Genomic DNA, 25230 nt, shown 5'->3' on the forward strand with positions numbered 1-25230 from the left:
GATGCTGATGGCTCCCAGCGCCAAGTGCACAGAGTACGCCAATACCGACTTGCGCGGCGTATTGACGGATAGCCTGCCTTCTTGTTTTTCTTGTTGCATTCAAACTCTCCCGGATGATGTTTAACCCTGATTTTTATGTGGACTGCTTTTTTTCACTGCTTTGTGCTGCCTCACTGCTGTTTTTCGGGGGCCCTGCACGCCATGCTCGCCGCCATACAGATAGGCGGCGATGACATCGCTCAAACGCGCAGCTTTTTCAACGTTATCCTTGTTGGAGACCATCAGCGCCACGGCCAGCGCTTCTATCATGGCCAGCGCCGTACTGGCGCTGCTGGGCAAGACCGGATGCGTGCTTTGCGCATACAGGGTGTGGTCGGCCAGTTCAGCCAGCGGCGAGGCGGGGGAATCGGTCAGCGCCACGATACGGGCGCCACGGTCGCGCGCGAAGCTGGCCAGGCCGATGCAATCGAGCGTATAGCGGGGAAACGAGATCACCAGCAGCACATCGTGCGCCGTGAGGTTGACCAGGTGGCCGGCCGCCACTTCCGAGCCGCCTATGCCCACCACTTCCACCACGTGTGGGCAAAACGGCTGCAGATGCTGCACCAGCATGCCGGCCAGGTTGGCCGACAGGCCAAAGCCCATCACATAGACAACCTTGGCGCGCGTGAGCCGGCGCACCACGGCCTGCATGTCGGGCAGCGACAGGGCGCCAGCTGTGGCGGCGATATTCGCGGCCGCGTATTCCAGGCTTTCGGTGACGGGCGATGTGGCGCGGGCGCGACGTTCTATGGTGTGGCGCAGCTTGTCGACAGGCTGCAACAAAGCTTGCAGGGTTTCCGCCATGGCGCCGCGCATGGCCGAGTAATTTTTCTGGCCGATGTCGCGCGCAAAGCGGCTGATGGTGGCGGTCGAGACCTGGCAGCTTTCAGCCAGTTCCTCGATGCCCAGCGCCGTCACGCGCATCGGGTTACGCAGCAAATGGTCGGCGATCTGCCGCTGCGACGCCGAGCCAGTTCCCAGCACGTGCATCAGCATCTGTCCCAGCGCCGATTGCGCAAACGCGGCATCGGGAGCGGACATCGGCGCGGCAGGGCTGACAGAATGTTCAGGTGGCTTCATGACACGGCGGGCTCTTTTTATTTTGTCTTGCTGGCAGTGGGTCGATATGCAAAAAACATGCGTCGGAATCCACTCTACGCATATCAAAAAGAAAACTCAACAACTATTTGTAAAAGGATTTTCATTGATTTACTTAGTGAAAATAATGCTACATAATCGACCGAAATCCACCAACCATGCACCATTCCTGGGCACCAGACCATGCAAGCACACCAGCATCCGATCTCCACCGAACACGCCAGCGTTGCCTATCAATTGAGCAGCTTTCACTTCGGTGTGCCTGCCGCCGGCAGCCGCAGCGGCAAGAAGGTGTATATCCAGGCGGCCCTGCATGCAGACGAAGTACCAGGCATGCTGGTGTCGCAATGCCTGCGCCGTGAACTGCTGGCACTGGAAGCGGAGGGCAAGCTGTACGGCGAAGTGATCCTGGTACCGGCAGCCAATCCCATCGGCCTGTCGCAAGCCATCCACGGCGCGCCGTTCGGCCGCTTTGATCTGTCGACCGGCATCAACTTCAACCGCGCCTACCGCCACGTGGCCGATGAACTGAAAACCACGCTGGCAGGCAAGCTGGGGCAGGATGCGCAAACCAACGTGGCCCTGATACGCAACCATGCACGCGAGGCCATCGACGCCTGGCAGCCACGCACCGATGCGGAAACCCTGAAAAAGACCTTGCTGGCGATGGCCATCGACGCCGACATCGTGCTTGACCTGCATTGCGATAATGAAGCGGCCCTGCATATTTATACGGGCACGCCGCTGGCCGAGCGCATCGCCCCCCTGTCGGCGCTGCTGGGCGCGCGCGCCGTGCTGCTGGAACTGGCGGCCGGCGAAGAACCGTTCGATGAAGCGTGCAGCCGCCTGTGGTGGGATCTCGATGCGCACTTTGGCGGCAGCTACCCGATCCCGATGGCCTGTCTGTCGACGACGGTGGAACTGCGCGGCGAAGTGGAAGTGAGCTATGCGCTGGCCGAACGCGATGCGCAGGCGCTGCTGCGCTTCCTGGCCATCGAAGGCGTGCTGGAACTCGACGGCGCGAACGAGGCGCTGCCGGCGCCCTTATGTGTACCGACGCCGCTGGCCGGCGTGGAACCGATATTGGCGCCGCATGCGGGCGTGCTGGTGTATCTGCGCGAAATGGGCGATGTGCTGGCAGCCGGCGATGCATTGGCCGACCTGATCGACCCGGTCAGCGGCGCGACGACGACTTTGCGCTGCACGGTCGCTGGTGTATTCTTCGCGCGCAGCGCCCACCGCCACGTCTTGCGCGGCATGAATGTGGGCAAAGTCGCGGGCGCCATCGCCTACCGCGGCGGCAGCCTGCTCAGCCAATAAAAATACAAGAAAACTACCCGATCGACGACATGAAAAAATTCAAGCTGCCCAATACCTTCGTCCTGCTATGCGGCATCCTGGCCATGATCGCGCTGGCGACCTGGCTGGTGCCAGGCGGGAAATTCGATACACAGCTGGTCAACGGCAAGCACCTGATCATTCCCGGCACCTTCCATTACGTCACCAACCAGCCACAAGGATTGGCGGCACTGATGATGGCGCCGATCAAGGGCTTTGTCGACGCCAGCCTGATCATCGGTTTCATATTGATCGTCGGCGGCGCCTTCGCCGTGCTGCAAAAAACGGAAGCCTTCGACTCGCTGATCAAGGCCATCGCCAAGGCCCACACCAGTTCGCGCTTCGTGCGCGCCGCCATCATCCCCGTCTTCTTCACCATGTTTTCGCTGGGCGGCGCCACCTTCGGCATGAACGAGGAAGCGATTCCCTTCATCCTGATCTTCGTGCCGCTGGCGCTGGCCCTGGGCTACGACACCATCACCGGCGTGTCGATACCGTTCATCGGCTCGCAAGTGGGGTTTTCGGCCGCCTTCCTGAATCCGTTCAACGTGGGCATCGCGCAAGGCATCGCCGGCATTCCCATTTTTTCGGGCATAGGCTATCGTTTGATCGTGTGGGCCATCGCCACAGCGGTCAGCATCGTGTTCCTGATGTGGTACGCGGCGCGCATCAAGCGCCATCCTGAAAAAAGCCCTACCTACCTGCTAGACATCGAAAAACGCCGCGAGCATTCGATGGACCTGGACAGCTTTGCCGGCATGACGCGCACGCACAGCGCCGTGCTGTGGATCTTCCTGGCCACCTTGCTGACGATGGTGGTCGGCGTGGTCAAGTACGACTGGTTCATTGATGAAATCGCCGCCCTGTTCCTGGTGATGGCCATCGTCGTCGGCCTGGTCGGCCGGCTCGACATGGATAGTCTGGTGGCCGCCTTCGTGCAGGGCGCGCGCGACATGGTGAGTGTGGCGCTGGTGATCGCCCTGGCGCGCGGCACCATGATACTGGCGCGCGACGCGCAAATCATCGACACCATGCTGCATGCCCTGACGCCGCTGGTCGCTTCATCCAGCCCGGTTTTCGCCGCGCAAAAAATGTTTTTCATGCAGTCGGTGATCAACTTCTTCATCCACTCTGGCAGCGGCCAGGCCGCACTGACCATGCCCATCATGGCGCCGCTGGCAGACCTGGTGGGCGTGACGCGCCAGACCGCCATCCTGGCTTTCCAGTTCGGCGAATTTACTACGCCGATGATCCCCACGTCGGGCATCACCGTCGGCGTACTGGCACTGGCGCGCGTGCCCTGGATCACCTGGGCCAAGTGGATGATCCCGCTGCAGCTGATTTATCTGGTGCTGGCATTGCTGCTGCTGATACCACCCTGCTTGATGCACTGGCAATAGACAATAAACCATGGCGGCGCAGTGTCCCCATGGTTTTTTTACGTACTACAGCTAAACTAAACCATGGCCTGATAAAGGTCAGGCACATAGCGCTCCATCAGCGATGCCGGCCGTAGCGGTGGCGTAAATCCATACTGCGCATACAAGCCATGCGCCGTGCTGGTGGCCAGCATGAAACGGCGCAGGCCCTGCAAGTCGGGATGCGCCATGACGGCGTCCATCAGCCGCTTGCTGTAGCCATTTCCACGGTGCTCTTCCAGCACATATACATCAACCAGGTAGGCAAACGTGGCGTAGTCGCTGACCACGCGGGCGAACGCCACCTGGTCGCCGTCGATATAGGCGCCAAAGCAAAGGGAGTTGTCGATCGCGCGCTGCACGGTTGCCAGCGGAATGCCGATAGCCCATGTCGATTGCGTGCTGAGAAAATGGTGGATTGCGGGAACGTCGAGTTCCGCCTTGTCGCTGCTGATAGTCATATGAGACATGATGCCGGTCCGCCTGTCGTTGAAAACACGATCATCGGCTATTCTGGCTGTGCTGTCACCAGGGCTGGAAAGAACCGGGGGCGCCGCCCGTCCTGACTACCTGTGAGAGTGTGGTACTGCTGCGTACTGCGTTTGCTTCTGCTGCGATTGCCATCATCAATTACAGGGCTGCTTTTTCTGCTGGGCTCAAGCGTTTTGCGCTGACGTACACGACGTGCGTGGTAACGTTATCGGCACTGGCGACGAGGGTAGCGCTAGCTGGGGCAGCGTGGAACTTCGGTACGGCAGCGGTAGCCAGGGTGGTCGCGCCGGCGATGGCGATGATGGCGACGAAGATGGCTTCCATGTTTTTAGCGATGTTCATGATGTGTTCCTTTAAATGGTTGCGTGGTTGTGCTGCAATGATGGAACTTTACAGAGCTGCTTTTTCTGCTGGGCTCAAACGCTTGGCGCTGACATGCACGGTGTGCATGGTGACGTTATCAAGGCTGGCGACAACGGTAGCGGCGGCTGGCGCGGCGTGGAACTTCGGTACGGCGGCGGTAGCCAGGGTGGTGGCGCCGGCGATGGCGATAATGGCGACGAAGATGGCTTCCATGTTTTTAGCGATGTTCATGATGTTTTCCTTTAAGTGCCTGTTTAAGTGATTGTCTTGTTGTCCTGCGATGATTGAACTGTAGACCCAAGCCCCCATCCTCACCACCGGATTGCGACCAAACGCACAATTTGCGGGACAGAATACAAAAAGGCAGGATGGAATGCGCACACCACCCGCGCGGCCCCGGTTTGTCGCCTGCCAGCCCCGTTCCACCCCCTTCATCGCCCCGGAAAGCCCCTAAAAGCCCTACCGCAAGCCAACCTTGTTTATAATCGCCCTACACTAAAGGACCTCTTTCTCATGACTGATCAATTCTCCAAAAAGGGCGAAGCCTGGTCGGCCCGGTTTTCCGAACCGGTCTCGGACCTCGTCAAGCGTTACACCGCATCTGTATTTTTTGACAAGCGCCTGGCGCTGTTCGATATCGAAGGTTCGCTGGCCCATGCGGAAATGCTGCATGCGCAAGCCATCATCAGTGCCGCCGACTACGCTGAAATCAAGCGCGGCATGGCGCAAATTTCACAGGAAATCGCCAGCGGCCAGTTCGAATGGCTGCTGGACCTGGAAGATGTCCACCTGAATATTGAAAAACGCCTGACCGAACTGGTAGGCGACGCCGGCAAGCGCCTGCACACCGGCCGTTCGCGCAACGACCAGGTCGCCACCGACATCCGCCTGTACGTGCGTTCGGCCATCGACGACATCACTGCCCTGCTGGGCACACTGCGCGGCGCACTGACGGATCTGGCGGAACAGCACGCCGACACCATCATGCCGGGCTTCACCCACATGCAGGTGGCGCAGCCGATCACCTTCGGCCACCACATGCTGGCGTATGTAGAAATGTTCGGCCGCGATGCCGAGCGCATGGCGGACACCCGCAAGCGCGTCAACCGCCTGCCGCTGGGCGCCGCTGCACTGGCCGGCACCACCTTCCCGATCGACCGCCTGCGCGTGGCCAAGACGCTGGGCTTCGACGACGTCTGCCATAACTCGCTGGACGCTGTATCCGACCGCGATTTCGCCATCGAGTTTTGTGCCGCATCGGCCGTGCTGATGATGCACGTGTCGCGCATGGCTGAAGAACTGGTGATCTGGATGAGCCCGCGCATCGGCTTTATCGATATCGCCGACCGCTTCTGCACCGGCTCGTCGATCATGCCGCAAAAGAAAAACCCGGACGTGCCGGAACTGGCGCGCGGCAAGACCGGCCGCGTCTACGGTCACCTGACCGGTCTGCTGACCCTGATGAAAGGCCAGCCGCTGGCCTACAACAAGGACAACCAGGAAGACAAGGAACCGCTGTTCGACACCGTCGATACCGTCATCGACACCCTGCGCATCTTCGCCGACATGGCGGGCGGTATCACCGTCAAGCCGGAAGCGATGCGCGCGGCGGCCCTGCAAGGTTACGCCACGGCGACCGACCTGGCCGACTACCTGGTCAAGAAAGGCTTGCCGTTCCGCGACGCCCACGAAGCGGTGGCCCTGGCAGTGCGCGCCTGCGTCGATGCCGGTTGCGACCTGGCCGACCTGTCGCTGGAACAGTTGCGCGCCTTCTCGCCACTGACGGAGGCAGACGTGTTCGAGGTGCTGACCCTGGAAGGCTCCGTGGCCGCACGCGACCACGTGGGCGGCACCGCGCCACGCCAGGTACGCGCAGCGATTGCCCGCGTGCGTACGCAGCTCGAAAAGTAAGCGAAGTCCACCCGCGCAAACGCCCCGCCGCAGCCATGTGGCGGGGCGTTTTTCATTGTTACTGCGCGACGATTTTTGACAGCACAGAAAAAGCAGCCCCCGTCTGCGATGCTTCCAGCAGCAAGGTCAGCTCCGTGTAAGTACAAATGATGTTGATCAGGTTAATACGGTCCCAGGCCAGGCGCCGCAAGATGGCGTGATACACACCTGGCGTATAACAGGTATCTGGCGTCAGATGCAGCGTCACTGCCGTCACCCGCTCAAGACGCGCCAGTTCCTGCTCACCGCCAAATACTTCCTCCACCAGCGCATGCAAGGTCCGGCTGCAAATCACCATCACCTCGTTGACGCCGCGCGTCACGGTAATGAACGTACCCCGTTGCGGTGCGGCCAGCGCCAGCAACTGGCGTTGGCAAGCATACGTCTGGTCCGAATAACGGTAGGTAAAGATCATCAATTCACTGCGCGTGCTGAGTTCACCCGCGCGGTGCGCCAGCACGATCTCGCCATTTTTTTGCTGAGGCAGCCGCTCGGCCAGACGGCGCAGCGCCATCACCACCGCAGCCTGGCCTACCGGTTTCCATAAGTCGGCCTGCAGCTGCGGCTGCAACTGGCGCGCCAACTCTGACAGATTGAGCAATCCGCGTCCCAGCCCCTCGCTGAGAAACGCCGACTCCATCACGATTTGTTCCACTTTAGTCGCTATCGAAAGCATAGTTGATGGGGCCGCTATCATCGGCGCACGCGCCAGAAAACGACATCCCTTCCCGAAAAAAAAGACGCACTACGCCAACGGCCACGCCTGCAGGCATGGCCGCACATATTGAAAATCCCCCCTTGCGGGGAAAAGCTGGACGGTGGCGGCTACGAAGGAGGATGCAGCATTAATGCCGCTCCAGAGGGGAAATGGCTGAAATCAATAGCAAAAGACAAAACTGATGTCATGTAAAACTCCCGAATTTTCCCGATGCGCTGACGGATGCGGTCATTGCCGCATACGCTTTTTTTATATTGTATGTTACTCACAAGCAAGTAACACGAGTAACTAGTGTAGATCGCAACATTTAAAAAAGGCAATAGTGTTTTACGAAAACAATTTGCTAGTGTTGCAACTAATCCAAAACAAATGTGTTGTTTGCGGCAGATCAAACTTCTATCTATTCATCACAGAACAATGTTCAATTCTTAACATAAGTCTACTCCATGACCTATTTCTTGAAAATTTTGACATAGCCATCTTGACAAGTTTAGTGTGCGCTACCCGGCATCATTACGGTGGAGTGCCATCCGCACGCCGCCAAATACTCCGGGGGTGGCCATCAAAAAATTGCGGCCAGCTCATAGACCATTTTCTAACCGATACCATGGAGCAGAAATGAATTTACGTTTGACAATAGTTGCCGCATCCATCGCCGCCCTGCCGCTGATGGCTATCACCTCGGCCGGTGCCGCCACGCCCTTGCCACAACCTCTGATGGCTGCGCCCGTCACCCTGGTTTCACCACAGGAAAACACCAGCCTGGTCAACAAACTGACAACGCAAGCGCGCAACCAGGGCTTGAACACAGAGCATGGCTTTGTCATCGGCGCCCAGCATCCCGGCGTCAGCGGCACGCGCATCAGCCGCGTGCAGCACACCTACAAGGGCTTGCCAGTGTTCGGTTCGGAAACGGTTGTCGTCAGCAACGCTGCCGGCGACATCGTCAGCGAATCCGTGTCGGACCGCGCGTCCGGCCTCGGTAGCGGCAGCGTCAACTCCGTCACCCGCAGCGCGACCACCGATATCAACACCACGCCAGCCATCAGCGCTGCGGCGGCGATTTCCATCGCCGTGAAAAGCACCGGCGTGCAAGCCATCGATCATGTGCCACCACATGCGCAACTGCTGATCTACCCGGTCATCAAGACGGTGCGTGTAGCCGGCGCCGAAAACAAGCCGGAAGCTTCCCTGAACGCGCTCGACGTCCAGGACGTCGTCGATCACTATGAACTGGCCTACCTGGTAGAAACCCGCATGATCAGCGAGAACAAGCCGATCTACTACGACACCGTCGTCAGCGCCAAGGATGGCAGCATCCTGCGCCAGTGGAAAGCCCTGAAAACCGTGGTCGGCATCGGCAATAGCCAGTACAACGGCCAGGTGCCGATCAACACCACGCTCAGCGGCAGCACCTACACGCTGAAGGATTCGTCGCGCGGCACGGGCGGCAAATTCGGCGCGATGGCCATCACGAATGCCAACCATGGCACCACCGCAGGCAACGTGTACACCAACGCCAGCAATACCTGGGGCGACGGCCAGCAATACATCAGCGGCGGCAGCACCACCAACGCCAATGGCCAGACGGCGGCCGTCAACGCCATGTGGGGCCTGATGAATACCTATGACACGCACAAGAATGTGCTGGGCTGGTCCAGCCTGGATGGCAATAACACGGCCACCTATATTGCCGCCCACGTCAACACGGCCTACGACAACGCCTATTACGACAGCAGCTGCAAGTGCATGTATATCGGTGACGGCGGCAGTTCGTTCAACAACCTCGGCTCGATCGACGTGATCGGCCATGAAATGGGCCACGGCATCACGGACGCCACTTCCCGCCTGGTCTACTCGCAGGAATCGGGCGGCTTGAACGAATCGAACTCGGACATCGCCGGCGAAATGGTCGAAGCCTATGCACGCGCAGGCGGCACCGGCAGCGTCATCCCCAACACCGGCAACGATTGGGTGATGGGCAAGGAGATCGCCAAGAATGGCCAGCCGCTGCGTTGGATGTACAAACCCAGCAAGGACAGCCGCAGCCCGGACGCGTGGAGCACCACGCTGAAAAATCTCGATGTCCATTACAGCAGCGGCCCGAATAACCGCATGTTCTACTTCCTGTCGCAAGGCTCGAAATCGACTGCTGGCGACTACTACAGCTCTTACCTGACCAAGAGCCCGCTGGCCATGACCGGTATCGGCAGCGACAAGGCTTATCGCATCTGGTTCAAGGCAGCCACCACCAAGTTCACCTCGACCACGAACTACGCCGATGCACGCAACAAGGTCCTGGCGGCGGCGGAAGAACTGTATGGCGTGGGCAGCAAGGAAGCGACAGCTGTCAAGCGCGCGTATGCAGCGATTAACGTGGGCGCAGACGTCGCTGAACAATAAATGACGGTGCAGTAGGCAGTACCCTGTGCGGGTAGCCGGTTGACGCTGACCGGCTACCCGCATGAACGAACGCACGAACGGATTGATTTTCTTGCAATTGCAGTCTACTCTAGGGCAGCGCATGAAATTTTGCCTGCTGCCGGTACCCGCGACGAATCGAACTTTTTTGGATTGTTCTCACCGATGCCTATTTCGACCTTGACCGCACACGCTTTTCCCCATTCCAGACTATCGAATTTCGTGATCACCGCCATGCACGTCTGAGCCGGCCATGCAGTTCCACCTTCAGGTACAGGGCCCGGCCGGCAGCCAGGCGCTGGCCATCGACGCCGCCAGCGAAGCCGAAGCGATCCGCGCGGCCGTGCGTGGCGGCTGGCGCGTGCTGGCTGTGGACGACAACCTGGCGCACGATGCGGGCGCTCCGGCGCGGTCAGGCAAGCAAGGCTTGAACCTGCTGCAATTCAGCCAGGAGCTATTGGCCCTGCTGGAGGCAGGCCTGAACCTGGGCGAAGCCATGGCCACCTTGCACAACAAGGAAACGCGCAGCAGCGCCAGGGCCACCCTGGCAGCCATCGTCCTGACCCTGCAGCAAGGCCAGAGCTTTTCCGATACCCTGAGCGATTTCCCCGACATCTTCCCCGACATTTACATCGCCACCGTGCATGCGGCCGAACGCTCGGGCAACCTGCCCGAAGCGCTGGCCCGCTTCGTTTCTTACCAGCTGCAGTTCGACGCCATCCGCAAAAAGCTGATTTCGGCCGCCATTTATCCCTGCATGCTGCTGGTCGTGGGCGGCCTGGTGACCCTGTTCCTGCTCGGCTATGTGGTGCCGAAATTCAGCGTCGTCTATGAAAGCTCGGGCCGCGAAATTCCCTGGATGTCGCAAATGCTGCTGGGTTTTGGCCAGACCCTGGCCGCCCATCCGCTGCTGTGCGCGGGCGCCTTGGCTGCCGCTGTCGCCGCCGTGGTGTTCGGCCTGACCAACCGCGCCATGCGCATGGCGCTGGTGCTGTGGCTGCTGCGCCTGCCCGTGCTGGCAGAAAAGGCGGCGGAATTCCGCCTGGCGCGCTTCTACCGCGCCTTGAGCCTGCTGCTGCACGCCGGTATTCCGCTGCACAAGGCGCTGGCCATGGTAGCCCCCATGCTGCTGCCGGTGCAGCAGGAACAACTGGCACAGGCGCGCCGCGCGGTCCAGGAAGGCATGCCGTTTTCCAGCGCGCTGGAGCAGGCCAACATGGCCACGCCGGTGGCGCAGTCGCTACTGAAAGTGGGCGAAAACACGGGCCGCCTGGGCGACATGCTGGAACGCTCGGCGAAATTCCATGACGAGGAATTCGCCCGCTGGGTGGACTGGGCCTCGCGCCTGCTCGAACCGCTGTTGATGACCATCATCGGCGTGGTAATCGGCGGCGTGGTCGTGCTGATGTATATGCCGATCTTTGAACTGGCCGGGAGCCTGTCGTGAAAACTAATGTGAAAGTCTCACCATGAATGCGCGCGAACCTGAACGGCCAGTGCTCGACGCGGCCATGCTGCGCCAGGCGCACGCCAGCGCGCTGGCCCAGGGCCGGCCGCAAATGGCCGTGCTGCAGGAGACAAGCAGCCTGCCGCCCGAAGTCTTTTTGCACCAGCTGGCCACCCTGTTCCGCTATCCCGCCTGGACGATGGCCGAACTGCAAGCGGGCCAGCCCGCCTTTGTCCTGCTGCCCTATACCGATTGCGCCCAGCGCGACTGCGTGCTGATGCAGGCACCAGCCATCGGCGCGCCGCCCGTGCTCGTCATCGGCAATCCGTTTGCGGACGATCTGCTGCAATGGGCCGATTTCGCCCTGCGTACACCGTTTACAGTCGCCCTGGCGCACCCGGACGACCTGGCGGCCTATTTGCAGCAGCAGGAAAGCGTGCAGCAGGCGATGCAGGAAATGCAGCATGGAGATGATGTGCCAGGGCTGGACCAGAGCATCGAGGATATCTCGCTGATACGCATCAGCGAAGACAGCAGCCCGGTCGTGAAACTGGTCAATTCAACCATCTACGACGCGCTGAAATTCCAGGCCAGCGACATCCACCTCGAATGCGACGTGGCCAGCCTGGTCATCAAATACCGGGTCGATGGCGTGCTGGTACAGGCAGGCCAGGTGCAGGGACTGGCGATGGCCGAGCAGATCATCTCTCGCATCAAGGTGATGGCCGACCTGGACATCGCCGAGCGGCGCATTCCGCAAGATGGCCGCTTCAAGGTGCGCGTAAAGGGCGCGGAGATCGATTTTCGCGTCTCCATCATGCCCAATATCTTTGGCGAAGACGCCGTGCTGCGCCTGCTGGACCGCCGTGCTCTCACAGAAGCGGCGCAGGCGCTGCGCCTGGAAAGCCTGGGCCTGAACGAAGACGCCATCGAACAGATACGCCGCCTGGCCGCCAAGCCGCACGGCATGCTGCTGGTGACAGGGCCCACGGGTTCCGGCAAGACCACCACCCTGTACGCGGCCATCACGGAAATCAATACGGGACGCGACAAGATCGTCACCATCGAAGACCCCGTCGAGTACCGCCTGCCGCGCGTGCTGCAAATCCCCGTCAATGAAAAGAAGGGATTGACGTTTGCGCGGGGCCTGCGCTCCATCCTGCGCCACGACCCCGACAAGATCATGATCGGCGAGATCCGCGACGACGAAACGGCGCAGATCGCCGTGCAGGCGGCACTGACGGGCCACCTGGTGTTTACCACCGTGCATGCGAACAACGTATTCGACGTAGTGGGCCGCTTCCTGCACATGGGGGTGGACGCCTACAGCTTTGCAGCGGCCCTGAACGGTATCGTGGCACAACGCCTGCTGCGCCTTAACTGCGTCCATTGCGCCATCGAGAACAGCACCGAAGTGCTGGCCGATGCGCAGCAGCTGCGCGACAGCGGCCTGGCCGCGCACCAGGTGCAGGACTGGCATTTCATGGCCGGCAAGGGTTGCGGCCATTGCCGCGGCACCGGCTACAAGGGCCGCAAGGCGGTCGCCGAAGTACTGATACTCAGCGACGCCATGCGCGAAATGATTTGCACGCGCGCGCCCTTGAGCCAGATGAAGGAAGAAGCGGCACGCAACGGTTTCCGGCTGGCACGCGAAGCGGGCCTGGACCTGGTGCGGCGCGGCGAAACCACCTTGACGGAGCTTAACCGTGTCACTTATTGACCATACGCTGTGCCTGCACCTGGCGCCGCAGGAACTGCGCGGCGTGATGCGGCGCGCCGGACGCCCGCTGGCCGACAGCGCCTTCCAGCTACCCATCGCCAACCCCGACACCAGCTGGGAAGTGGCTCTGGCGAGCCTGCGCCACTGGCTGGAACAAAACAGCGACGCCGCAAAAAAACTGCCGCTGGCCGTCAGCCTGGCCAGCCGCTGGTGCGCCATGCAGGTAGTGCCATGGAGTGGCGCCCTGCTAGGCCAGGCCAGCGCACAGCGTTTTTTACATAGCCAGTTCGGCGCCGTCTACGGCGACAGCGCGCGCGCCTGGTCCATGACTGCAGACGACGCGCCTTACGGCCAGCCGCGCCTGGCCTGCGGCATCGACACGGCGCTGCTGCAAGGCGTGCAGGATGCCGCCGCCGCACACGGCCGGCGCTGCATCTCGATCGAACCCATCATCGGTCCCGCCTGGCGCAGCATCGCCGCTGGCAAACCGGCCGCCTTCGCCCTGGTGGAAGCGGGACGGCTGCTGCTGGCAACCAGTGGCAAAGGGCGCATCGCCGCTATCCACAGCCAGCCCTGTGCGAGCGCGTGGGGCGATGAGCTGGAACGGGCCTGGCGGCGCTGGAGCTTGCGCGCACCGCAGCTCGATGCGATCGAACAGGTCACGCTGATCGACTTGAGCGGCATGCCGCAAGACGGCATATCGGCACGCTTCCAGCCCATCGCCGTGGCCGGGGCCGCGCACCTGATGCGGGAGGCAGCATGGGCTTGAGCCGGCTCGAATTCCTGCCGCCCGGCGCGGCGCAGACATACAAGGGCTGGCGTTTGGTCCTGTGCCTGGCTGGCATCGCCATCCTGCTGCCGGCTGCCCTGGGCTGGCTGGTACAGTTCCAGGAAACGCGGCGGCTGGAAACGCAGCTGGTCCAGCTGCAGCCGGCACGGCCTGTGCGCGCGCCGCTGTCGGCCGCCCAGCAGCGTGAACGCGACATCGAATTGAAACAGGTGGCAGCCGCCGTGCGCCAGCTCAACCTGCCCGTCACGCGCCTGATCAAGACAGTGCAGGCGCCGCGCGACGTGCGCGTCGCCTTGCTGGGCCTGGACCTGAATGCGCAGCAGAGGCAGGATGGCGCCAGTGTGCTGAAGATCGCTGCCGAAGCGGAAACGCCGCAAGACATGCTCAATTACCTGGCCTTTCTGAACCAGCAGCCCATGTTCAGTTCCGTGTACCTGCTTAAACACGAAATGAACGCGAATGCACCGGAGCATCCGTACCGTTTTCAGCTGGAGGCGCAATGGCGGCAGTAAAACCCGTGCTCAAGGCCAGCGCACCGGCATCACGCCGGCCGCAGTTGCGCATACAGTTGCGCGTGCCGCCGCGCCTGGCCTGGGAAGCGGCCCGAGCTTGGCGCAAGCTGGGCTGGCCCGGCGCCATCGGCATCGCCTGCATGGCGCTGGCGGCATTCGCCATGCAGCAAGCTGGCGAACTGGCGGCACGCCAGCAGCAGTTGACGGCGCAACTGGCGGCGGCCGCAAAACAGGCGGCGCTGCCGCAAGCGGCTATCCGGCTCGATGCCGACGCCGACAGCCTGGCCGCCTTCCACGCCTACCTGCCCGCGCACGACACCATCCCCGAACAGTTGCAGCAATTGCTGGAAGTGGCACAGAAGAGCGGCGTCATCCTGGCCAAGGCTGACTACAAACCACAGGAAGACGGCAACACTGCCTTTTTCCGCTACCAGATTTCCCTGCCCGTGAAAGCGGAATACGCACAACTGCAAGCGTTCATCGTCGATGCCCTGCAGGCCCTGCCCACCCTGACCCTCGATTCCGTGCTGTTCAAGCGCGAACAGATCGAGGCGGGCGAGATCGATGCGCGCATACAGTTCATCCTGCTGGTGAAAAAGCCGGAGGTCCGGACATGAAAAAAATCGTGCTCGGTACAGCTGCCCTGGCGACACTGCTGGCCGCCATCTTCGCTCCCGAGGACGAAGGCAGCATCGTGGGTGCCGCCACCGCCAACACGCGCCAGGTGGAGCGGGCGCCTGCGCCGGTCCTACTGGCTGCGGCAGCTGTACCGGCGGTCAATCCCGCGCTCGCCATTCATCCGCGCCGCAATCTCGATGACGACGAGGACGCAGCCACCCTGTTTGCCAGGCAAAGCTGGCAGACAGGAACACCGCAAAAAATCATGCCCGGCCAGCAGGCGGCCCAGGCAGCCGCACCAGCAGTTGCCGATACAAACGCGCCGCCGCCCTTGCCCTTCCAGTTCCTCGGACGCTTTGTCGATGAAGGCAAGGCTGCCTACTTCCTGCAGGCGGGCGAGCGCAATGTGGTGGCGCGGCCTGGCGACCTGCTGGAAGAACGCTACCGCTTCGACGGCGTGGTGCAGGGCGCACTGCAATTTACCTATCTGCCGCTTAACCAGAAACAGACACTCGCCGTAGGGGACCACAATTGAAACGACGCACACCCGGCATGATCACCCTGCTGCCTTTGTTATCCTTGCTGGCCGCCTGCGCCAGCAACTCGGCCTATGATCAAGGCCAGGCCATGCTGGGGGCGGGCCACACGGAACAAGGGCTGGCCCTGCTGGAGCAGGCCGCGCAAGCCGAACCCACCAACGCCAAATACCGCATCGCCGCTACCAACGGCAAGATGCGCGCACTGAATAATCTGAATGGCCGCGCCGACGCGCTGCGCCAGCAAGGCTTGCTGCCGGAAGCGCAGGCACTGTACCGGCAGGCGCTGGCCATCGACGCCAGCAACGACGTGGCGCAACGGGGGCTGGATAGCGTGGCGCAGGATGAACGCCACCGCAAGCTCGTGCGCGATGCGGAAACCAGCTACAAGCGGGGCGGCGAAGCAAATATCGCGCAGGCGCAGGAAGCCTTGCGCCAGGTGCTGCAGGAACGCCCTACCCAGCGCGACGCCTTGAGCCTGCAAAACCGCATCAGCGACGAGCAGGCCAGGAACCGGCCAGCCGGCGGCAAGCTTGCGGCCGCCTACCGCAAACCGGTCACGCTCGAGTTTCGCGATGCGCCCCTGCGCTCCGTGTTCGATTTCATCAGCAAGGTGTCAGGCCTGAACTTCGTCTTCGACAAGGAGGTCGATCCCGGCCTGCGCGCCACCATTTCCGTACGCGATACCAGCATCGAGGAAGCCATCGCCATGCTGCTGGGCGCAAACCAGCTGGAGCAAAGCGTCACCAGCGACAAGTCGATCACCATCTATCCCAATACACCGCAAAAAGTGAAGGATTACCAGCAACTGGTGGTGCGTACTTTTTTCCTCACCAATGCCGACGTCAAGACGGTGGCGTTTTCCATCAAGACCCTGCTCAAGGCCAAGGATGTGATCACCGACGAACGCCTGGGCATCATCATGCTGCGCGATACGCCGGAAATGGTGCGCATGGCCGAACGCATCATCAACGTGCAAGACCTGGCAGACCCGGAAGTGATGCTGGAAGTGGAGGTGCTGGAAGTGAAACGCACGCGCCTGATGGAGCTGGGCGTACGCTGGCCGGACCAGGCCAACCTGACCCTGGCAGGCATCGGCAATGGATTGGGTGGCCTCAAAGTCTCCGATCTGCGCCATATCAATGGCGACAATATCAACCTGGGCGTCGGCGGTGTGACACTCAATGCCAACAAGACCGATAGCGACAGCAATATCCTGGCCAATCCGCGCATCCGCGTGCGCAACAAGGAAAAAGCCAAGATCCTGATCGGCGACAGGGTGCCCGTGATCACTGTCACCACCAACAATGGCGTCAGTTCGGACAGCGTCAATTACCTCGATGTGGGTTTAAAACTCGACGTGGAACCGAATGTCTACCTGGACGATGAAGTGGCCATCAAGGTCAATCTGGAAGTATCGAACGTGGTCAAGGAAGTGATCAGCAAGACAGGCACGCAGGCTTACCAGATCGGCACGCGCAGCGCCTCCACCGTGCTGCGCCTGCGCGATGGCGAAACGCAGGTGCTGGCGGGCCTGATCAGTGATGAAGACCGGGGCACCGCCAACAAGGTGCCCGGCGTGGGCGAACTGCCTGTGCTGAACCGCCTGTTCGGCAGCCAGAAAGATGACGCCATGCGCAGCGAAATCGTACTGTCGATCACGCCGCGCCTGCTGCGCAGCATACGCCGCCCGGACCTGACGACGGCCGAATTCAATTCGGGCACGGAGACGTCCGTAGGTGGCCGTGCCAGCGTTGGCGGTGGGACTGACGCCGCCTCCGTGACGGAGACCCCAGCGCGCGCTGCCTCGCCAATGACGGGCGGCGACGACACGCCAGCAGCAATCCAGACCGTCACGCCGGCAGCCAGCGTCAAGGGGGGACAGTGAAACAGCGGGGCTTTACTTTTATTGAACTGATGATCACCCTGGCGATCATGGCGACCCTGGCCACGGTCGCCGTCCCGATGGCGCAGGTGGCGCTGCAAAGGGCCAAGGAACATGAACTGCGCACGGCCCTGATCGAGATACGCGAGGCGATCGACGCCTACAAGCGGGCTTCGGACAATGGCCGCATCAAGCTGTCGCTGGGTGGTTCCGGTTATCCGAAAAAACTGGAAGAACTGGTCGAGGGGGTGCCCGACCAGCGCAGCGCCGCCAAGCAAAACATCTACTTTTTGCGCCGTCTGCCACGCGACCCGTTTCAAGCCAAAGAAAACGGTAATGCGGCTGACAGCTGGAGCCGCCGCGCCTATGCCTCGCCACCCGACAATCCCAGCGAAGGCGAAGACGTGTTCGATGTCGCTTCACGCTCCACCAGGGTGGGCCTGAACGGCGTGCCGCTCAATCAATGGTGACTTCCATGCCCCCCTCCTTTTCACGCCGCCATGGCGGCTTTACCCTGGTTGAACTGCTGGTGGTGCTGGCGATCATTTCGCTGCTGCTGACGATCGCCATCCCCCGCTATTTCGGCTCGGTGGAAAAATCAAAGGAAGTCGCATTGAAGGAAAACCTGCAGGTACTCAGGAGCGGCCTCGATAAATACTATGCCGACAAGGGAGAGTATCCTGCTGCGCTGGCCGACCTGGTGACCCACCATTATTTTCGCAGCGTACCGCTCGATCCGGTCACGGAGTCCGCCACCACCTGGCAGCTGGTGACCTCGCCGAATGGCGACATCAGCGGCGTGGCCGACGTGCGCAGCGGCGCCAAGGGCAAGACACGCGAAGGCATCCCGTTTGAACAGCTCTAGCATTGCGCGCCAACTCGTGCGCCGGCGGCATGCACAGGGCTTCGCCTATATCTGGACCCTGCTGCTGGTGGCCTTCATGGGCGTGGGCCTGGTGCTGGCCAGCGATCTGTATGCCACGGCCGCGCGGCGTGAAAAGGAACGCGAACTGCTGTTCATCGGCCACGAATTCCGCAATGCGCTGGAACGTTATTATGCAAGCACGCCGAACGATGGCCGTCCACGCTATCCATTGACCTTGCAGGAATTGCTGCAAGATCCACGCTCTGCCAACGCCAAACGCCATCTGCGCCGCCTGTATGCAGATCCCGTCACGGGAAAGGCGGAATGGGGCTTGCTGCTGCAGCAAGGACGTATCGTCGGCATCCATTCCCTGTCGCCGCAACTGCCGATCAAGCAGGATAACTTTCTCGATGAAGACGCCGGCCTGCGAATGAAAGCGCATTACGCCGACTGGGTATTTACCTACCCGGCCAATTTATTCATCGCACAGAAGGATGGCGAAAAAAAATCCGGGCTTTCCTTAGGAATGAAATAAATCATTAAAAATCAGCAACTTAAAAATATTTTTGGAAATACATCCACGGATGCGTCCAACAATGAATCTTTCAGCTTACCAATAAAAATCATACATCAGCAATCAAAATTAATTATATTCACAATCCTCACACATCAAAATAATTAACCGGTAAAATATACAAATCAGAAAAAATATTAATCTAAACTTATCAAAAATTAATTATTTAATAAAAACTATGAATATTTCAAACTTCCTAGGGATTTCCGAAAACGATGCATCCAGAAGAGTTGACAGCGGAGTGGCAGAAGTCTATGAACGCACCATTGAAATCGCTGGCGATATCATAGCGCTGGAGAACATCGGAACGATCAGGATGATCGATGGAAAAAAGAATCATACATTGACCGTAATCGGAATTGCAATTTCAATAATTGGTTTTTTTGCACTTTTCTCTTCATTCCTGTTTGGCTTGCTCGTACTAGCTGCAGGGATTGGATTGACACTATGGAGTCTTTCCCAAAAAATCGAGATTTATCTTTCACTAGGCACCTGTGATGGCAGATCCACCGTAATCATCTCGAAGAATAGGCAATTCCTTAAGAACATACGTGATTTTTTACGCAAAAAAATCGACACCAAAAACCAAAGCAGTGCCACCATCAACATTTCAAACAGTACATTAGAAGGTGCTTTTGCAATCGGCGATAAAAGTTCAACTACCGCACATTATCAATAAATTGCAATAAGGATACATCATGCCTAGCGACATCAATATCTCCGGTAGTACTTTGCAAGGCACATTCGCCGTAGGTCATCAGTCCGCCAGCGTCAATAACGGCAATCAGAATTTTCAAAAAAATAACTCCATCAATTCTTTCGAAGCTTTGTCGCAGGAACTGGCACGACATGGTGTGACAGAACCGGATATCGCAGCCCTGCGCGACGCCATAGAACAGGATAAGGGTGCGCCAGAACTCCTGCAAAAGAAGAATGGTCCGAAAGTGACCCAGTGGATGCAAAACATGTTCGGCAAGGCTATCAACACAATATGGCAAGTCGAAATTGGCATAGCCGGCAGTATCCTGGCTTCTGCCATTCAACGCTACTACGGCTGGACTTGAGAAAACAAAGAGGACAGCCCCAGTTGTAGCTTTATTCGCACTTCAACGCCAGTGCGATAAAAACGCCAGTCTGCGCCACAAGCAGCGCTACGCAGACTGGCAATTCTTCTATCCGCACGACCTGGTGCTGGCCCAGCCTGACGCCGCCGGCGGCGCGCCCGGACTCCAGCCGAAAACGCCAAACTGATATCATGCCCTCCTTTCGCATAGCGCATCAGGCATAAAGGAGCAGGCATGAACATAGGTGGCACTTCCATCGAACAGGCATTGGCGTCGCTGTCGGACATGACGGCTGGCATGGTCCCCATCGGCAAGGACGAACACGGACAACGCATCAATAAAGCACAGTCGTATATGCGCGAGCAGGGCATCGCCGCCATCTACCTGAACGCGGGCGCCAACCTCACCTACTTCACGGGCACCAAATGGTATGCCAGCGAACGCATGGTGGGCGCCATCCTGCCGGCCAGCGGCCCGCTCGAATATATCGCTCCCGCCTTTGAGGAAAGCACTCTGCAAGGCTTCATGCTGGTCGAAGGCAAAGTCAATTGCTGGGAAGAGCATGAAAGCCCGTACCAGTTATTTGTCGATGTGCTGGCCCGCATGGGGATACAGCAGGATGCCGCCCATCCGCCGCGCGTGGGTATCTGCGAAAGCGCCGCCTTCTTCATCTACGATGGCATCAAGCCGCTGGCAACCGGCTATGCGCTGGAAAACGCACGTAAGGTGACGGCGTACTGCCGCAGCCGCAAGTCGCCGGCGGAAATCGCCCTGATGCAGCGCGTGATGAACATGACACTGGCCGTGCACGTGGCCACGGCCAGCATGCTGTATGAAGGCATCACAACGACCGAAGTGGAAGAATTCATCGGCCGCGCGCATCGCAAGGTGGGCGCACCCCGCTCGTATTTCTGCATCGTGCTATTCGGCGAAGCGACCGCATACCCGCATGGCGTGAACTACGTGCATACCCTGAAACCGGGCGACATGGTGCTGATCGATACGGGCTGCCAGGTGATGAACTACATTTCCGACATCACGCGCACCTATGTGTACGGCGCCATCAGCGAGCGCCAGCGCAGCGTGTGGAACAGTGAAAAGAAAGCGCAGGCAGCAGCGTTTGCCGCCGCCCAGCTGGGCGTACCCTGCGGTGACGTGGACCACGCCGCCCGCACCTCTTTGGCGTCCGATGGTTTTGGTCCAGGCTACAAACTGCCTGGCCTGCCGCACCGCACGGGCCACGGCATCGGCCTGGACATCCACGAATGGCCGTACCTGGTCGGCAGCGACACAACGCCGCTGGACGTGGGCATGTGCTTCTCGAACGAACCGATGATCTGCATCCCCGGCGAATTCGGCATCCGCCACGAAGACCATTTTTATATGACGGAAAATGGTCCCCGCTGGTTTACCCAGCCAGCGCACAGCATCGACGATCCGTTCGGCTTGAATAAATAGTTACTGGTGTTTTGATACCAGCGTCAAGATGTCGTAGCTGGCCACCAGTTCATCATTCTGGTTGGTCACCTGCACATCCCATGCAACCACGCCCTGGCCGACACCGAAGACGTCCTTGCGGTTGCGGTCGACCTTGCGCTTGCAGGTGAGGCGCGCGCGGATGGTGTCGCCGATGGCAACCGGGGCGACAAAGCGCAGGTTATCGAGGCCATAATTGGCCAGCACGGGCCCCACGCCCGGCGAGACGAACAGGCCGGCCGCGGCCGATAGCACGAAGTAGCCGTGGGCGATACGCTTGCCGAACTGCGACTCTTTCGCGGCGATTTCATCGAAATGCATATAAAAGAAATCGCCCGAGATGCCGCCGAAGGCGACGATGTCCGCTTCGCTGACGGTGCGGCGGTGCGTCAGCAGCGAGTCGCCCGTCTTCAAGTCTTCGAAATGTTTGCGGAAGGGGTGGATCGGGCTTTCATTGACTTCCGCGCCACGCACATATTCGCCCGTGATTGCGGCCAGCATGGTCGGTGAACCCTGCACCGCTGCCCGCTGCAGATAATGGCGCACGGCGCGCACGCCGCCCAGTTCTTCACCGCCGCCCGCGCGGCCAGGGCCGCCGTGTTTCAATTGCGGCAAGGGCGAGCCATGGCCGGTAGAATCGACGGACGCTACGCGTTCGAGCACATGCACGCGGCCATGCGTGGCGGCGACCACCGGCACGGCGCGCGCGGCGATTTTCGGATCACGCGTGACCAGGGTGCTGACCAGGCTCCCCTTGCCGCGCGCGGCCAGGGCCAGCGCTTCATCGAAATCGCCATAACCCATCATAGTGCTGACGGGGCCGAACGCTTCAACGTCATGCACCACATCGTTGCTGTGGGCATCACGGCACATCAGCAAAGTCGGTGCAAAGAAGCTGCCCTCTTGCGCGCCATCGCCGAGCGGATTGAAACCGTCGGCCGCACCGAACACCACCTCATTGCCCTGCGAGAGCATGGCGACTCTTTCAGCCACATCGCTTTGCTGCTCTTTCGACGCCAGCGCACCCATGCGCACGCCTTCGATCGACGGGTCGCCCACCACTACCTTGGCCAGACGCTCGCGCAAGCGCGTGCCGACCGCGTCAAGCAAATGATCGGGCACGATGATGCGGCGGATAGCCGTGCACTTCTGGCCCGACTTGCCCGTCATTTCGCGCACGACTTCCTTGACGAAGAGGTCGAATTCCACGTCGTCTGGCGTCACGTCCGGCGCCAGGATGGCGCAGTTCAGCGAGTCCGCCTCGCCATTGAATGGCACGGACTGGGCGATCAGATTCGGGTTGGTGCGCAGCTTGGCGGCCGTGGCGGCCGATCCCGTGAAAGTGACAAAATCCTGGCCGTTCAGGCGGTCCAGCAAATCGCCCGTAGAGCCTATCACCAGCTGCAAGCTGCCTTCGGGCAGCAAGCCCGATTCATGCATCATGCGCACGACAGCTTGCGTCAGATAGCTGGTAGCCGTGGCCGGCTTGGCGATGCAGGGCATGGCGGCCAGGAAGCTGGGCGCGAATTTTTCCAGCAAGCCCCAGATAGGGAAGTTGAAGGCGTTGATATGCACGGCCAGGCCGCCGCGCGGCACCAGAATGTGGGTGCCGGCAAAACCGCCCTTCTTACCAAGCGCGATGGCCGGGCCTTCGTGCAGCACGTTCGACGATGGCAGTTCGTTGCTACCCATGCTGGCGTAGGCGAACAAAGTGCCCGTGCCGCCCTCGATATCGACCCAGCTATCGGCGCGCGTGGCGCCCGACAGGTGCGAGATCACATACAGTTCTTCCTTGCGTTCGACCAGGTACAGGGCCAGCGCCTTCAGGCGCGCGGCGCGCTGCTGGAAGTCGAGGGCCATCAAACCTGGCACGCCCGTCTTGCGCGCATAGGTCACGGCTTCGTCGAAATCGATTTTTTCCGCATGCGTATGATAAATCACGCGGTTGTTCAGGGCGCTGTGCAGTGGCACGGCGGCGCTTGCGCCCAGCCAGCGGCCGGCGATCAAGCTTTGCAGGGTGGATATTTGAGCCATGTGTATTACTCCTGTATTGGTTACTGCGCGCCAGCGTTTTTATGCAGATGCAGCGGCAGCGCCGATTCGAAATTGAGGCGCTGGCGATTGACCTCGACTTCCGTCAGGGCCTCCACCTCACGCATCGTGTGCATGGAGCGCACGGCCAGTTCGTGGTACTGGCGGGTGCCCGAGCTTTTCCATTGGATTTCATCGTCGGTCAAGGATCGCATCACCTTGGCCGGCGTGCCCACCACCATGCTGCGCGGCGCGACGATCATGCCAGCCTTCACGAAGCTCATGGCAGCAACGATCGATTCCTCGCCGATGATGGCGTTGTCCATCACCACGGCGTTCATGCCGACCAGCGCATTGCGGCCGATGCGGCAGCCGTGCAGCACGGCGCCATGGCCGATATGGCCATCGGTTTCCACTACAGTGTCGCAGCCGGGAAAGCCATGCATGACGCAGGTATCCTGCAAATTGGCGCCCTCTTCCAGGATCAGCCGGCCGAAGTCGCCGCGGATCGACGCCAAGGGGCCGATATAGCAGCGCGGACCGACGATCACGTCGCCGATCAGGACAGCCGTCGGATGCACATAGGCTGATGGATGGACGACGGGAGTGACGCCATTGATTTCATAGACTTTGACCATGCTGTTCTCCTGTTGCGACTTTTTATACGCGTTCAATCACCACCGCGATGCCCTGTCCCACGCCGATGCACATGGTGCACAGCGCATAGCGCCCGCCAGTGCGTTCGAGCTGGTTCAGGGCGGCGACCACCAGGCGCGCACCGGATGCGCCCAGCGGATGGCCGATGGCAATCGCGCCGCCATTCGGATTCACGTGGGCGGCATCGTCAGCCAGGCCCAGGTCGCGCGTGACGGCCAGCGCCTGTGCGGCGAATGCTTCATTGAGTTCGATCACATCCATCTGTTCGATGGTGAGTCCCGTTTGCGCCAGCACCTTGCGCGTGGCTGGCGACGGGCCAAAACCCATGATGCGCGGCGCCAGGCCGGCAGTGGCCATACCCAGCACCTTGGCGCGCGCCTTCAATTTATACTTGTCCACCGCGGCGGCGGACGCCAGCAAAATGGCGCAGGCGCCGTCATTAAGGCCAGAGGCATTGCCTGCCGTGACGGTTCCGTCCGCTTTTACTACCCCTTTGAGCTTCGCCAGCATCTCCAGCGAGGTGTCGGGGCGCGGGTGCTCATCCGTCGTCACCATCTTTGGATCGCCCTTCTTTTGCGGCACGGCGACCGGCGCGATTTCGCGCTCGAACACGCCGGCCGCGTGGGCAGCCGCCCAGCGCTGCTGGCTGCGCAAGGCCAGGGCATCCTGGTCGGCGCGGCTGATGCCAAATTCCGCAGCCACGTTTTCCGCCGTCTCCGGCATGGTGTCGATGCCGTACTGCGCCTTCATCTTGCCGTTCACGAAGCGCCAGCCCAGGGTGGTGTCTTCGATCTTTGCCGCGCGCGAAAATGCGCTGTCAGCCTTGCCCATCACGAAAGGCGCGCGCGTCATGCTTTCCACTCCGCCGGCGATGATCAGATGCGCTTCACCAGCCTTGATGGAGCGGGCAGCCAGACCGACCGCATCCAGGCTGGAACCGCACAGGCGGTTGATGGTGTTGGCTGGGACGTCGACAGGCAGACCCGCCAGCAGCGCGGCCATGCGGCCCACGTTGCGGTTGTCTTCGCCCGCCTGGTTGGCGCAACCGTAATACACATCATCGATGGCGGCCCAGTCGACGGAGGGATTGCGCGCGATCAGCGCGGCGATCGGCAGCGCACCCAGGTCGTCGGCGCGCACGCCGGACAAGGCGCCGCCATAGCGGCCAAATGGCGTACGCACGGCGTCACAGATAAAAGCTTCGTTCATGGTCTA

Annotated in this window: 26 protein-coding genes; 17 read left to right on the forward strand and 9 right to left on the reverse strand. The window is 60.5% G+C overall.

What is annotated here, in order from left to right:
- Nucleotides 1-120: 120 nt before the first annotated feature.
- Nucleotides 121-1122: a MurR/RpiR family transcriptional regulator gene (locus HDE75_RS09060; RefSeq protein ID WP_183674766.1), complete on the reverse strand. Its 1002-nt coding sequence runs from the start codon at nucleotides 1120-1122 to the stop codon at nucleotides 121-123.
- A 201-nt stretch (nucleotides 1123-1323) separates the two neighbouring features.
- On the opposite strand from HDE75_RS09060, the gene HDE75_RS09065 reads away from it, so the two are divergent.
- Together HDE75_RS09065 and HDE75_RS09070 are read left to right on the forward strand one after the other, a co-directional pair.
- The gene (locus HDE75_RS09065; RefSeq protein WP_183674763.1) at nucleotides 1324-2460 is read left to right on the forward strand and encodes a succinylglutamate desuccinylase/aspartoacylase family protein; all 1137 of its coding nucleotides are present in this window, start codon (nucleotides 1324-1326) and stop codon (nucleotides 2458-2460) included.
- Nucleotides 2461-2489: 29 nt separating this feature from the next.
- Nucleotides 2490-3878, forward strand: coding sequence for a YfcC family protein (locus HDE75_RS09070; RefSeq protein WP_183674760.1), 1389 nt, complete (start codon nucleotides 2490-2492; stop codon nucleotides 3876-3878).
- A 56-nt stretch (nucleotides 3879-3934) separates the two neighbouring features.
- Here HDE75_RS09070 and HDE75_RS09075 read toward each other — a convergent pair whose 3' ends face one another.
- The 3 genes from HDE75_RS09075 to HDE75_RS09085 all read right to left on the reverse strand — a co-directional run bounded on the left by HDE75_RS09075 (nucleotide 3935) and on the right by HDE75_RS09085 (nucleotide 4982).
- On the reverse strand, nucleotides 3935-4366 hold the full coding sequence (locus HDE75_RS09075; protein ID WP_183674757.1) for a GNAT family N-acetyltransferase: 432 nt from the start codon (nucleotides 4364-4366) through the stop codon (nucleotides 3935-3937).
- Nucleotides 4367-4526: 160 nt separating this feature from the next.
- Complete coding sequence (locus HDE75_RS09080; RefSeq protein ID WP_183674754.1) at nucleotides 4527-4730, reverse strand: hypothetical protein; 204 nt, start codon at nucleotides 4728-4730, stop codon at nucleotides 4527-4529.
- A 48-nt stretch (nucleotides 4731-4778) separates the two neighbouring features.
- Complete coding sequence (locus HDE75_RS09085; RefSeq protein WP_183674751.1) at nucleotides 4779-4982, reverse strand: hypothetical protein; 204 nt, start codon at nucleotides 4980-4982, stop codon at nucleotides 4779-4781.
- 282 nt (nucleotides 4983-5264) lie between these two features.
- Between HDE75_RS09085 and argH the strand changes: the two genes are divergently transcribed.
- Nucleotides 5265-6662, forward strand: coding sequence for an argininosuccinate lyase (argH, locus tag HDE75_RS09090; RefSeq protein ID WP_183674748.1), 1398 nt, complete (start codon nucleotides 5265-5267; stop codon nucleotides 6660-6662).
- Between the two features lie 58 nt (nucleotides 6663-6720).
- On the opposite strand, the gene HDE75_RS09095 is transcribed toward argH, so the two are convergent.
- Nucleotides 6721-7356 carry a hypothetical protein gene (locus tag HDE75_RS09095; RefSeq protein ID WP_311735087.1) on the reverse strand — a complete coding sequence of 212 codons (636 nt, stop codon included), beginning with the start codon at nucleotides 7354-7356 and terminating at the stop codon, nucleotides 6721-6723.
- Between the two features lie 681 nt (nucleotides 7357-8037).
- Here HDE75_RS09095 and HDE75_RS09100 point away from each other — a divergent pair.
- The 13 genes from HDE75_RS09100 to HDE75_RS09160 all read left to right on the forward strand — a co-directional run bounded on the left by HDE75_RS09100 (nucleotide 8038) and on the right by HDE75_RS09160 (nucleotide 19851).
- Nucleotides 8038-9822 carry a M4 family metallopeptidase gene (locus tag HDE75_RS09100; RefSeq protein WP_183674742.1) on the forward strand — a complete coding sequence of 595 codons (1785 nt, stop codon included), beginning with the start codon at nucleotides 8038-8040 and terminating at the stop codon, nucleotides 9820-9822.
- Nucleotides 9823-10093: 271 nt separating this feature from the next.
- Nucleotides 10094-11287: a type II secretion system F family protein gene (locus HDE75_RS09105; protein ID WP_183674740.1), complete on the forward strand. Its 1194-nt coding sequence runs from the start codon at nucleotides 10094-10096 to the stop codon at nucleotides 11285-11287.
- A 22-nt stretch (nucleotides 11288-11309) separates the two neighbouring features.
- Entirely contained in the window at nucleotides 11310-13007 is a 1698-nt protein-coding gene (locus HDE75_RS09110; protein ID WP_183674736.1) for a GspE/PulE family protein, read from the forward strand.
- The gene (locus tag HDE75_RS09115; RefSeq protein ID WP_183674733.1) at nucleotides 12994-13776 is read left to right on the forward strand and encodes a hypothetical protein; all 783 of its coding nucleotides are present in this window, start codon (nucleotides 12994-12996) and stop codon (nucleotides 13774-13776) included. Before HDE75_RS09110 ends, HDE75_RS09115 begins: the two co-directional genes overlap by 14 nt.
- Nucleotides 13767-14309, forward strand: a complete 543-nt coding sequence (locus tag HDE75_RS09120) for a hypothetical protein (protein ID WP_183674731.1) — start codon at nucleotides 13767-13769, stop codon at nucleotides 14307-14309. The genes HDE75_RS09115 and HDE75_RS09120 overlap by 10 nt, the downstream gene beginning before the upstream one ends.
- Nucleotides 14297-14926, forward strand: coding sequence for a type 4a pilus biogenesis protein PilO (gene pilO / locus HDE75_RS09125; RefSeq protein ID WP_183674728.1), 630 nt, complete (start codon nucleotides 14297-14299; stop codon nucleotides 14924-14926). The genes HDE75_RS09120 and pilO overlap by 13 nt, the downstream gene beginning before the upstream one ends.
- The gene (locus HDE75_RS09130) at nucleotides 14923-15462 is read left to right on the forward strand and encodes a hypothetical protein (protein WP_183674725.1); all 540 of its coding nucleotides are present in this window, start codon (nucleotides 14923-14925) and stop codon (nucleotides 15460-15462) included. The genes pilO and HDE75_RS09130 overlap by 4 nt, the downstream gene beginning before the upstream one ends.
- Entirely contained in the window at nucleotides 15459-17351 is a 1893-nt protein-coding gene (locus tag HDE75_RS09135) for a general secretion pathway protein GspD (RefSeq protein ID WP_260173844.1), read from the forward strand. The genes HDE75_RS09130 and HDE75_RS09135 overlap by 4 nt, the downstream gene beginning before the upstream one ends.
- Nucleotides 17348-17818, forward strand: a complete 471-nt coding sequence (locus HDE75_RS09140) for a type II secretion system protein (RefSeq protein ID WP_300751194.1) — start codon at nucleotides 17348-17350, stop codon at nucleotides 17816-17818. The genes HDE75_RS09135 and HDE75_RS09140 overlap by 4 nt, the downstream gene beginning before the upstream one ends.
- 5 nt (nucleotides 17819-17823) lie before the next feature.
- Nucleotides 17824-18213 carry a type IV pilin protein gene (locus HDE75_RS09145; protein ID WP_260173845.1) on the forward strand — a complete coding sequence of 130 codons (390 nt, stop codon included), beginning with the start codon at nucleotides 17824-17826 and terminating at the stop codon, nucleotides 18211-18213.
- Complete coding sequence (locus HDE75_RS09150) at nucleotides 18200-18748, forward strand: type II secretion system protein (RefSeq protein ID WP_260173846.1); 549 nt, start codon at nucleotides 18200-18202, stop codon at nucleotides 18746-18748. The genes HDE75_RS09145 and HDE75_RS09150 overlap by 14 nt, the downstream gene beginning before the upstream one ends.
- A 217-nt stretch (nucleotides 18749-18965) precedes the next feature.
- Nucleotides 18966-19466, forward strand: coding sequence for a DUF6232 family protein (locus tag HDE75_RS09155; RefSeq protein ID WP_183674718.1), 501 nt, complete (start codon nucleotides 18966-18968; stop codon nucleotides 19464-19466).
- 19 nt (nucleotides 19467-19485) lie between these two features.
- On the forward strand, nucleotides 19486-19851 hold the full coding sequence (locus tag HDE75_RS09160) for a hypothetical protein (protein ID WP_183674715.1): 366 nt from the start codon (nucleotides 19486-19488) through the stop codon (nucleotides 19849-19851).
- A 31-nt stretch (nucleotides 19852-19882) separates the two neighbouring features.
- Here the strand turns inward: HDE75_RS09160 and HDE75_RS09165 are convergent, their stop codons facing one another.
- Nucleotides 19883-20044 carry a hypothetical protein gene (locus tag HDE75_RS09165; protein WP_183674713.1) on the reverse strand — a complete coding sequence of 54 codons (162 nt, stop codon included), beginning with the start codon at nucleotides 20042-20044 and terminating at the stop codon, nucleotides 19883-19885.
- 41 nt (nucleotides 20045-20085) lie between these two features.
- Between HDE75_RS09165 and HDE75_RS09170 the strand changes: the two genes are divergently transcribed.
- A complete protein-coding gene (locus HDE75_RS09170; RefSeq protein WP_183674710.1) occupies nucleotides 20086-21309 on the forward strand; it encodes a M24 family metallopeptidase in 1224 nt (407 codons plus the stop codon).
- On the opposite strand, the gene paaZ is transcribed toward HDE75_RS09170, so the two are convergent.
- From paaZ to pcaF, 3 genes are read right to left on the reverse strand one after another with little or no spacing between them, the layout of a single operon-like run.
- Nucleotides 21310-23361, reverse strand: a complete 2052-nt coding sequence (gene paaZ, locus HDE75_RS09175; protein WP_183674706.1) for a phenylacetic acid degradation bifunctional protein PaaZ — start codon at nucleotides 23359-23361, stop codon at nucleotides 21310-21312.
- A 20-nt stretch (nucleotides 23362-23381) separates the two neighbouring features.
- A complete protein-coding gene (gene paaY / locus HDE75_RS09180) occupies nucleotides 23382-23996 on the reverse strand; it encodes a phenylacetic acid degradation protein PaaY (protein WP_183674703.1) in 615 nt (204 codons plus the stop codon).
- Nucleotides 23997-24018: 22 nt separating this feature from the next.
- A complete protein-coding gene (gene pcaF / locus HDE75_RS09185) occupies nucleotides 24019-25224 on the reverse strand; it encodes a 3-oxoadipyl-CoA thiolase (protein ID WP_183674701.1) in 1206 nt (401 codons plus the stop codon).
- Nucleotides 25225-25230: the final 6 nt, after the last annotated feature.

The sequence above is a fragment of the Janthinobacterium silvisoli genome, assembly GCF_014200725.1.
Lineage (GTDB): Bacteria > Pseudomonadota > Gammaproteobacteria > Burkholderiales > Burkholderiaceae_D > Janthinobacterium.